This is a genomic window from Streptomyces sp. LS1784, from assembly GCF_020103755.1.
In the GTDB taxonomy this organism is placed as follows: domain Bacteria; phylum Actinomycetota; class Actinomycetes; order Streptomycetales; family Streptomycetaceae; genus Kitasatospora.
In genome coordinates, this window is sequence record NZ_JAHSQD010000032.1 from 25,391 (window position 1) to 32,435 (window position 7,045).

The 7,045-nt window shown below is 70.0% G+C and carries 8 protein-coding genes; all 8 read left to right on the forward strand.

Features of this window, described 5'->3' with window-relative positions; translation table 11 throughout:
* Positions 1–1,210: 1,210 nt before the first annotated feature.
* The 8 genes from KS423_RS06960 (at position 1,211) to KS423_RS06995 (ending at position 6,940) form a co-directional block, all read left to right on the forward strand.
* A complete protein-coding gene (locus KS423_RS06960; protein WP_224276179.1) occupies positions 1,211–2,074 on the forward strand; it encodes an SDR family oxidoreductase in 864 nt (287 codons plus the stop codon).
* Between the two features lie 446 nt (positions 2,075–2,520).
* Positions 2,521–3,216 carry a type 1 glutamine amidotransferase domain-containing protein gene (locus KS423_RS06965; protein ID WP_224276181.1) on the forward strand — a complete coding sequence of 232 codons (696 nt, stop codon included), beginning with the start codon at positions 2,521–2,523 and terminating at the stop codon, positions 3,214–3,216.
* Positions 3,217–3,322: 106 nt separating this feature from the next.
* Entirely contained in the window at positions 3,323–3,676 is a 354-nt protein-coding gene (locus KS423_RS06970) for a hypothetical protein (protein WP_224276183.1), read from the forward strand.
* The gene (locus KS423_RS06975; RefSeq protein ID WP_224276184.1) at positions 3,673–3,861 is read left to right on the forward strand and encodes a hypothetical protein; all 189 of its coding nucleotides are present in this window, start codon (positions 3,673–3,675) and stop codon (positions 3,859–3,861) included. Before KS423_RS06970 ends, KS423_RS06975 begins: the two co-directional genes overlap by 4 nt.
* A 149-nt stretch (positions 3,862–4,010) precedes the next feature.
* The gene (locus tag KS423_RS06980; protein WP_224276186.1) at positions 4,011–4,685 is read left to right on the forward strand and encodes a hypothetical protein; all 675 of its coding nucleotides are present in this window, start codon (positions 4,011–4,013) and stop codon (positions 4,683–4,685) included.
* Between the two features lie 220 nt (positions 4,686–4,905).
* Positions 4,906–5,544, forward strand: a complete 639-nt coding sequence (locus tag KS423_RS06985; protein WP_224276188.1) for an RNA polymerase sigma factor — start codon at positions 4,906–4,908, stop codon at positions 5,542–5,544.
* The gene (locus KS423_RS06990) at positions 5,541–6,158 is read left to right on the forward strand and encodes a methylated-DNA--[protein]-cysteine S-methyltransferase (RefSeq protein WP_224276190.1); all 618 of its coding nucleotides are present in this window, start codon (positions 5,541–5,543) and stop codon (positions 6,156–6,158) included. The genes KS423_RS06985 and KS423_RS06990 overlap by 4 nt, the downstream gene beginning before the upstream one ends.
* A complete protein-coding gene (locus KS423_RS06995) occupies positions 6,155–6,940 on the forward strand; it encodes a 2OG-Fe(II) oxygenase (protein ID WP_224276192.1) in 786 nt (261 codons plus the stop codon). The genes KS423_RS06990 and KS423_RS06995 overlap by 4 nt, the downstream gene beginning before the upstream one ends.
* Positions 6,941–7,045 lie beyond the last annotated feature (105 nt).

The following is a 7,045-nucleotide window of genomic DNA, read 5'->3' on the forward strand; positions in this document are numbered from 1 at the left end:
CTGGTTGGGGTCGCGGCCGGCTTTCCGTGCCCCCGGGATGACCGCGTGGGGCCGCCCGGCCTGCGGGGAGGCCGAAACTAGTTCGGTTCGGGGCAGGGCTGTGGACTGCGCGCGCATCCGTAGTTGCCTCCCGGCGCACCGCCGGCCGCCTCGCAACGCTTCGCCTCGCGCCGCCCGGATCTCCGGGCAGTTCGCTGCGCGGCGCGGGCCATGGGCTTCCCAGTGGGGCCGTCTTCTGATGGATCGCCATCGCAGTGCCTTGCGCACTCCCCGGTGGGCGCGGGCGACGAGGCTTGCTTGCGGGAGAGCGGCGATGCCGGACCAGCCTGAACAGCCGGCCGAACGACCCGCCAGGGCGCGGCAGTCAGATGACCCAAGGCGTCGACGCGGCACCGCGCCAATCTGGTTGCGCGCGTGCGGGACCTCGGCGGCGGGGGGCAGTCGGATGGGCGTGCGGGTGACGACGGCGTCGGTGGCAGACGGCGAGAAGGCGGCCTTTGGGGCTCCTGTGCCTGCCTTCAGCGTATGGAAGCGCACCCTGATGGTCGAAAACACCGTGGTCGAGGGTGCCCGCTGGGACGAATCGGAACAGTGTGTGGTCGTGTCGGTACGGCCTGACGCGCGGCGGCGTGGGCGGTGCGGGCTGTGCCGGCGCTCGCGCCAGTGCCGGCCGAGGTCCGGGGACAGTGTTCCGGTCAGTGGCGGATGTCGACGCGGATCCGATTCGTTCCGCGTTCGCGGCCGTGCTCCCCGCCGCGGCTGGCCGCGACGGCGGCGAAACCGCCCCGCGGCCAGCCTCGGACAACGGCCGCGACGCCGCCACGAACCGCCGGCTGGAGGACCTCCTCGCCGCCCCACCATCTGCCTCGGAGGTGTCAGGTCCAGGGACTGCCTGAGCTCGCGGTGCCCGCACCCGATCGACGGCTGCCTCACCCGGACCGGTCTGAACATGAACGACTGACCCCAGCCGCCACCGACATCACGAATTCAAGTTCAGTAATACCCGATTGGCCCACTTGGATTGCCGGCCCCAGTGGAATGCGTCGATCATAATCGTGCAACGCTCCCGGGCCGGAATGCTTCGCCGTCACCCCGAGAGGAGCGTCCTCGCGCATGTCAGCCAGCGCGTAGCGCGCCTCGGCCTGCCGTCGGTGAACGGGTCAGAACGCCGACGGCTGCGCGACCAACAGCATGAAAGGAAGCGCTCGGTATGGCGAATGCGGAACTCAGGAAGGTCCTTATCACGGGAGCGGGCACCGGCTTCGGGTTCGAAGCCGCCATGCGCCTGGCCGAGAAGGGCTTCGACGTGATCGCCGGGGTGGAGATCTACGCCCAGGTGCAGACATTGAAGTGGCAGGCAGTCGAGCGCGGAGTCAAGCTTCAGGTCGAAAAGCTCGACGTCACGAACGACGGTGACCGTCGAAAGGCCCTCAGCTGGGGTGTGGAAATCCTCGTAAACAATGCCGGTGTCGGCGAAGGCGGCTCCACAGTTGACATTCCCGAGTCGAACATTCGGCACCAGTTCGAGGTCAACGTCACGGGGCCCCTGGTCCTTACGCAGGGGATCGCCAAGCAGATGATCAAGCGTGGGGCAGGCCGCATCGTCTGGGTTTCTTCGCGGGAGGGCCTGAACGTCAACCCGTTCACTGGCATCTACTCCGCCTCCAAGCACGCAGTCGAGGCCATCGCCGAGACGATGGCCTACGAGCTGCAGGAGCACAACATCGAAGTCGCCACGGTCAACCCCGGGCCCTTCCTGACCGGGTTCAACGACCGCATGTTCCAGACCTGGGAGAGCTGGGAGGATGACCCGTCCCAGCGGCTCTTCGACTACTCCGAGCTCTCCTTCCCCCGCGCGCAGTTCGACCCTGAAGCGGTCTATGCGACCTTGACGGCCGTCGCTGCCGGCGAGGTCGACAGTTACCGAAATTTGGAGCCCAAGTTGATGCTTGAAGAAACCAAGCATCTTCAGGAGGTTCCGTGGGAGCGCAAGATCACGGACGGCCTTGGGACCCGGCACCCGTCCATCCAGCATTCCTACGAAATGAAGCCGGAGACTCCTGTCGCCAAGTGACCCCCACTCCTCAGGTGATCGCGAGCAGAAGAGACTCCTGGTTTGCGTCGGCGGTCGCGCACCGCCCATTCTCCGCTGCTGTAAGGGCGTTCGTACCCGAGGATGGCCGTCGCATTTGCTTGGCGGCACGCTCGGGACCCGGCAGCCGGTTGCCCCGAACGATGACGTCAACCTGGGGAAGTCCAGCAACGTCAGTTTCCCGACTGCTGTGCACATGGCCTCCGCGTAGGAGGTCGAGACAAAGTGACGGATCGTCTGATCGGTCACGGTCTGCGATGTCATGGAGTTCTCGACGCCTCGTGATCCCGATGGAAGACCATGCCTTCCGCCGTATCATCACCGGTCCCGCCTGCTCTTAACCGACTCCGCAACCGAGTCCCGCCGGATTGCGACCTGAACCGCTTTCGCTGGTATCAGATTCCTCCAACCTTCAGAGGCGCTCTCTCATGGCCAAGATCCTTTTCGTGATGACCGGAGCAAGCTACTGGACGCTCAGGGACGGTCACCGGCACCCGACCGGCTACTGGGCTGAGGAGTTCACAAGTCCGTACAGCGTGTTCACCGGGGCCCGCCACGAGGTCACCATCGCCACCCCGGGTGGTGTCGTACCCGTCTGCGACACCATGAGCCTGCGACCCCGCTTCACAGGGGGAGAAGATGCATCCGTGAAGCAGGAAGGCATCATCGAGGAGGCTGAGCAGCTTCGCCACGCCATCCCGATCAAGGACGTGGACCTCCATGACTACAACGCGGTCTACTACCCGGGAGGCCACGGCCCCATGGAGGACCTCTGGTGCGATGCTGATTCCGGGCTGCTACTGAGGAGGGCCCTCGCGTCCGGCAAACCGCTCGGCCTCGTCTGCCATGCCCCGGCGGCACTGCTCGCCACCCGGGACGAGAAAGGTGACACGCCGTTTTCCGACTACCGCGTCACCGGCTTCACGAACGACGAGGAGGCGGGCGTCGGCTTCGCCGACAAGGCCAAGTGGCTCATGGAGGACGAGGTCAGAAACCTTTCCACAGACTACTCGCGCGGCCCGATGTGGGAGTCATACACGGTGGTTGACCGCAACCTGTACACCGGACAGAATCCGGCGTCCTCTGGCCCCCTGGCTACGATCATGCTCAAAAGCCTCTCGTAGGGATCACGCGCGGAGCGCGCCGCACATACCTGCGGATCGCCGCCACCTGGCCCTGGCGCTCAAGCGCGAGAGGCTGGTCTTCCGCGATCTGGCCCACAGCCTGCCTGTGGGGGATCTGACAGGAATCCCGCGGCCGGTCCCCGCCGACCTGCCGGCCGGCTTGCTCGACCAGGGCGCGACCGCATTCGCACGGCTCGCCATCGCCCCGGCCGCCGTCCACGCGGTCCCCGCCGCCGAGATCCGCACCGCGCTCGCCGCCGACCTGGATCTCGCCCGCGGAACCCTTGACCTGCGCCGCGGGCTGCGGCGGCACACCCTCTACCTGGAGGAGCTCACCCACCGTCTTGCCGCCGACCGGCTGGCCTACCGCCACCAGCGCTGGCCCACCAGCGCAATCCCCACCTGCTGGTCACCCAGAAGACCGCCCTCGATCCGGACCACCCGGCCGTGCACCGGATGACCATGCAGGGGGTCCTGCCCAACGGGCCGACCCTCGACAGGCTCCGCCAGGACCGCATCCTCGACGAAGCCTTCGCCACCGGGGACCCGCTCAGGCTCGTGAGGCTCTTCGGTATCACCGAAGCGACCGCCATGCGCTACGTCACCGCCGCCTACCCGGAGCGCACCACCAAGCTGCCGCGCTGACGCACCTCGGAGCTTGAGGAACATCCAGGGCGCATCGTGATCCGATTGGCGCCTGGACTCCGGTCTCACGCCTGACAGTGAGCCGGCGTCTTCACCATGTCGGCGGTCAACCCCGCCCGCCGATCATCCGACAGGGCGAGGAGCGCATCATGCCGGTGGACGAAGGCTTGACCGGGCGGGGGAACCAGCCGGGGGCGGGCGGACGTGTCCGTACGGGCCGGCGCAATCGGGTGCGGCCGGACGGCGAGCTCGTGGCCGACCCGGGGCGGGGGCTGTTCTGGGGGAACCGGGGCGCGCTGCTCGGCGCCGGCGGCCAGCCGACACGCAAGCCGTCGACGCGGGCCTGGGTCTGCTGCGTGCTGGAGTTCAAGGACTGGTGGCGGGTTCAGTGGCAGCCGGGCCGGCTGACGGAGCTGTACTTTCTCGACGAGGCCACGGCCCTTGCCGCCGGCCACCGGCCGTGCGGGCTGTGCCGCGTCCCGGACTACCGGCGGTTCCAGCGCAGCTGGGCCGACGCCCGGGGAGGCGGCCTTCCCGGCGCGCCGGAGATGGACGGCAGGCTGCAGGCGGACCGGCGAACGCCCGACGGGCGCCAGCGCACCTTCCGGGCGGCGGCCGGCGACCTGCCGGACGGCGCGTTCATCCGCCTGGACGGCGAGGCCGGGCTGATGCGGCTGGGGCGCTGGCGGCCCTGGTCGATGGCCGGGTACGACGCGGCGCGGGCGGTCGCCCCGGACCTTCGGGTGGAGGTGCTCACCCCCGCGGTGACAGTGCAGGTGCTGGCCGCCGGGTACGCGCCCGTCCTGCACCCGTCCGCCGGATGAACGGGAGCGGCTGCGGCTGAGGCCCGCGCCGGGCACGTTCCCACCGGGTCGGTTGCTGCCGGGTCCCGCCGGGAGGCGCGGGTTCTGCCCGGGCCGCCGCCGTGCGAGTCTGCCTGCGCGCTCGTCCTCGGCGGCGGTAGGCCAGGGTCCACGGTCCCGGCGGGTGAAATTCGGATCTCACATTCACGGCACCCGCACCGTCTTCCAGGTGAGACAGCAGGTGGAGAAGGCGGCCGGGCACGGCGACGACCCGAAGACCGAGCGGAGGCCGCCGGACTTGGAGGAGGGCAGTGCCGGCCGCGACCGGCCGGCTGTTTCGGGAGCTCGAACACATCGGTTCGGATTCAAGGTCTACGGCAGGGCGAGGATGAGGGAACCATTCGAGAAGGCGGTCGAGCAGCACGGCGCGACCGTGCTGCGGGTGTGCCGGGCGCTGCTGGGGACACACGACGCCGACGACGCCTGGTCGGAGACGTTCCTGGCGGCGATGCGGGCTTGGCCGGGGCTGCCGGAGACGGCGAACGTGGAGGCGTGGCTGGTGACGATCGCCCGGCACAAGGCGATCGACGTGCTGCGCGCCGCCGGACGCCAGCCGCTGCCAGCCGAGGAATTGCCGGAGGCGCCCAGCTCGTTGGGCGTTCCGGGCGCCGAGGACGGGGAGCTGTGGGAGATGGTGGGGCGCCTTCCGGGCAAGCAGCGGCAGGCGGTCACGTTCCGCTACCTGGCCGGGATGTCGTACGACGAGATCGCGGCGGTCCTGGGCGGGAACACCGTGGCGGCACGCCGGGCGGCGGCGGACGGTCTGAAGAATCTACGAAAACACTATCCGGGCGCGACCTCGAGAGGAGCATCTACATGAGCGGCACCCGATCCCACGATGACGTCCTGAGCATGCTGTCGGCTCCCGTCGACGCCGGGACCCTGGCCCGGCTGCACCGCCGGCTGGAGGCCGAGGCCCAGGCCGCCGCCCTGGTCGACATCGCCTACACCGTCGTCGACTCCCCGGTCGGCCCTCTGCTGCTGGCCGCCACCGACCGGGGCCTGATCCGCGTCGCCTACGCGGTCGAGAACCACGACCAGGTCCTGCAGACCCTGGCCGACAAGGTCAGCCCGCGCATCCTGCGCGCCCCCGGCCGACTGGACACCGCCGCCCGGGAGATCGACGAGTACTTCGACCACCGCCGCCAGGCGTTCGACCTGCCGCTGGATCTGTCCCTGTCCAAGGGCTTCCGGCAGCTGGTCCAGCAACACCTGCCGGAGATCGGCTACGGCCAGACCCGCAGCTACCGCCAGGTCGCCGAACTGGTCGGCAGCCCCAAGGCCGTTCGGGCGGTCGGCACGGCCTGCGCCACCAACCCGCTGCCGGTGGTCGTCCCCTGCCACCGGGTGCTGCGCTCCGACGGCACCCTCGGCGGCTACATCGGCGGCCTGGAGGCCAAGACCGCCCTGCTGGAACTGGAGGCCGCGGCATGACCGCCACCACCGTCACCAAGACCAGGACGACGACGAGGAAGACGGCTCCCGGCGCGGATGTCCCCGCCGGAGCCGGGCCGTGGGCCGGCCGGGCCGAGGCCGCCGACTGGGACGCGGTGGCCGCCGAACTCGACGCGTTCGGAGGCGCGCTGCTGCCCCAGCTGCTCACCCCCGACGAGGCCGCCCGGCTCCGGGACCTGTACGAGCGGCCCGAGCTGTTCCGCTCCACCGTCGACATGGCCCGCCACCGGTTCGGGTCCGGCGAGTACAAGTACTTCCACGCCCCCTACCCCGAGCCGGTCGAACAGCTCAAGCAGGCCCTGTACCCGCGGCTGCTGCCCATCGCCCGCACCTGGTGGGAACGGCTCGGCCGGACCGCGCCGTGGCCGGACACCCTGGACGAGTGGCTGCAGATGTGCCACGCGGCCGGGCAGTCCAAGTCCACCGCGATCCTGCTGCGTTACGGCGCCGGGGACTGGAACGCGTTGCACCGTGACCTGTACGGCGACCTGGTGTTCCCGCTCCAGGTCGTGATCAACCTGGACCGGCCCGGCACCGACCACACGGGCGGGGAGTTCCTGCTGGTCGAGCAGCGCCCCCGCGCCCAGTCCCGCGGCACCGCCACCCTGCTCCCGCAGGGCCACGGCTACGTGTTCACCACCCGCGACCGGCCCGTGCGTTCCGCGCGCGGCTGGTCCGCCGCGCCGGTCCGGCACGGCGTCTCGGCGATCCGCTCAGGGCGCCGGCACACCCTGGCCCTGGTCTTCCACGACGCCGCCTAGCGTCCCCGGCGGCCGCCGGCCTGTCCGCGTTCACCGGCCCGTACGGCCGCTCCTGCCGCCCGGCTCCCAGGGGCGGCCGGGCCCTGGGGAAGACCTGCGGCCCGC

Bases quoted from the DNA above. Each gene is read 5' to 3' on its own strand.
- KS423_RS06990 (WP_224276190.1), top strand. From the start codon at position 5,541: ATGAGCGGCACCCGATCCCACGATGACGTCCTGAGCATGCTGTCGGCT.
- KS423_RS06975 (WP_224276184.1), top strand. From the start codon at position 3,673: ATGACCATGCAGGGGGTCCTGCCCAACGGGCCGACCCTCGACAGGCTC.
- KS423_RS06960 (WP_224276179.1), top strand. From the start codon at position 1,211: ATGGCGAATGCGGAACTCAGGAAGGTCCTTATCACGGGAGCGGGCACC.
- KS423_RS06965 (WP_224276181.1), top strand. From the start codon at position 2,521: ATGGCCAAGATCCTTTTCGTGATGACCGGAGCAAGCTACTGGACGCTC.
- KS423_RS06995 (WP_224276192.1), top strand. From the start codon at position 6,155: ATGACCGCCACCACCGTCACCAAGACCAGGACGACGACGAGGAAGACG.
- KS423_RS06980 (WP_224276186.1), top strand. From the start codon at position 4,011: ATGCCGGTGGACGAAGGCTTGACCGGGCGGGGGAACCAGCCGGGGGCG.